Origin of the sequence: Micromonospora cabrerizensis, assembly GCF_022230955.1 — a bacterium.
Lineage (GTDB): Bacteria > Actinomycetota > Actinomycetes > Mycobacteriales > Micromonosporaceae > Micromonospora > Micromonospora cabrerizensis.
On sequence record NZ_JAKKFI010000036.1, the window covers coordinates 1 to 2,006 of the forward strand.

Here is a 2,006-nt window from a genome sequence, read left to right on the forward strand (position 1 = left end):
GCTCGGGGCTCGGGGCTCGGGGCTCAGGGGCGCGGGGCGGCCTTGCCTTGACGCTGACGACAAGGTTTAGCGTGGTCGCGACGGGCTGGTCGAGGAGGTCTGATGCTGATCGGCGAGCTGGCGGAACGGGCCGGCACGAGCACCCGAACGCTGCGCTACTACGAGGCCCACGGGTTGGTACACCCGCAGCGCTCGGCGAACGGCTACCGCGTCTACGACGAGGCGGAGCTGCGGGTCGTCCGGGAGATCCGGGCGCTGCTCGACGTCGGCTTCGGCCTCGAGGACGTCCGTCCGTTCGTCGCCTGCCTGCGAGCGGGCAACTCGTCCGGCGACGTCTGTCCGGATTCGGTGCTGGTGCTGCGACGCAAGCTCGCCGAGGTCGACGACTACCTCGATCGGCTCGCAGCGGTCCGTCAGCAGTTGCACACCCAGCTCACTCACGCCATCGCGCACCGGGAGGAAACATGCCCCAGGAAACGAGCGTCAGCTCCCTGACCACCATCACCGACGACACATTCGCCGAGCTGGTGCTGGCCAACGACCGCCCCGTCGTGGTCGACTTCTGGGCGGAGTGGTGCCCGCCGTGCAAGATGATCGAGAAGAGCCTGGTCGAGCTGGCACAGGAGTTCAGCGACCGGATGGTCATCGCCAAGCTCAACTCCGACGACAACCCGCAGGCCACGCGACGCTACGGGGTCATGTCGCTGCCGACGCTGCTGGTGTTCCGCGGGGGCGAGGTCGTCGGCTCGGTCGTGGGGTCCAGACCGAAACTCCACCTCCGGCAGAGCCTGACCATGCACGCCGGCCTGTGACCGGTCACCGCCGGCTCAGTGCCGTCTCCAGCCTTCTCCGTCTGACAGCGAGGTCGTGATGTGCGGGTGAACCGGCCCCTGCTGCTGCTCGACGTCGACGGTGTCCTCAGCCCGTACGGCAGTCCTCAACCACCGGCCGGCTACACCGAGCACCGCCTGTTCCCCGGCGAGGAACCCGTCCGCGTCAATCCCGCACACGGCACGTGGCTCACCGATGCGAGCACCGTCCTGGACATCGCCTGGGCCACGAGCTGGAACGACGAAGCGAATCAGCTCCTCGTACCGCTCCTTCGCATCGCTCCCCTGCCGGTGGTCACCATGCCTCGCACACCGTTCCACCCCAGCGAGAAGGTCCCACTCATTGCCGCCTACGCCCAGCAACGGCCCGCAGCATGGATTGACGACCTTCACACGCCCCACGCTCACGAGTGGGCCAAGAGGCGCACCAGCCCCACTCTGTTGATCACCGCCGACCCGGCGATCGGCCTCACCCGCGATTCGATCGACCGAGTCATCGCCTGGGCCACGACAATCGCGTTGCGACCGGGGCCATCCCTGCCCTCCGACACCCTTCAGCACCCCGCCAGCGCCCGTTCAGCGCCCCCAGGAAACTTCGCTCCGCCTGGCAGCGATCGATCATGACCACTGAAGTTGTCGTACGCCTGTTCTAATGTTTGGTCATGGTTGAGGAGTTGGCGCAGGCAGACGACGCGGTCGCTGCGTGCGTTGACGACGCCGCCTGGGCTCTCGCCGACGATGAGCTGATCGCCGCTCTCGACGCCGCGCACCGCCTGGAGCAACGCCTCGCCGCCGTCACCCTCGCCCTGGTCCGCGAGATCGACGGTCGGGGCACCGCCCGGGCGCAGGGCGCGTCCAGCACAGCGGTCTGGCTGCGCGAACGACTCCACCTCACCGTGCCCGCCGCCCGCCGGCTCGTCGACCTCGCCGCCGCACTGGACACCGGCAACCCCGGGATACGACAAGCCTTGGCCGACGGGCACATCACCCTCGACCAGGCCCGGGTCATCGCCGACACCGTCAGCACCGTGCACACCTCAGCCGGCGCGCAGGCCGCCGACAAGGCCGTCGGTGTGCTGGTCGACTGGGCCGGCCAGTCGCACCCCCCCCGCCCCCCCACTCCCGCCACCCCCCCCACCCACCCACTCGCCCCCAACCACCCCGACCCCCCCCCCC

General features: G+C 69.4%; 4 protein-coding genes. All 4 read left to right on the forward strand.

The features are described from left to right. The first annotated feature begins 102 nt into the window (after positions 1-102). Positions 103-495: a MerR family transcriptional regulator gene (locus LADH09A_RS03620; protein WP_238643301.1), complete on the forward strand. Its 393-nt coding sequence runs from the start codon at positions 103-105 to the stop codon at positions 493-495. Next, positions 465-812, forward strand: a complete 348-nt coding sequence (trxA, locus tag LADH09A_RS03625) for a thioredoxin (RefSeq protein WP_274528954.1) — start codon at positions 465-467, stop codon at positions 810-812. Before LADH09A_RS03620 ends, trxA begins: the two co-directional genes overlap by 31 nt. Positions 813-878: 66 nt before the next feature. Further along, on the forward strand, positions 879-1,454 hold the full coding sequence (locus LADH09A_RS03630) for an HAD domain-containing protein (RefSeq protein ID WP_238643302.1): 576 nt from the start codon (positions 879-881) through the stop codon (positions 1,452-1,454). Between the two features lie 38 nt (positions 1,455-1,492). Further along, the coding region (locus LADH09A_RS03635) for a DUF222 domain-containing protein (RefSeq protein ID WP_238643303.1) at positions 1,493-2,006 on the forward strand (514 nt) is incomplete at its 3' end.

What these genes read in the sequence shown, in the direction of transcription:
- LADH09A_RS03620 (WP_238643301.1), top strand. Translation starts at nt 103, where the DNA reads ATGCTGATCGGCGAGCTGGCGGAACGGGCCGGCACGAGCACCCGAACG.
- trxA (WP_274528954.1), top strand. Translation starts at nt 465, where the DNA reads ATGCCCCAGGAAACGAGCGTCAGCTCCCTGACCACCATCACCGACGAC.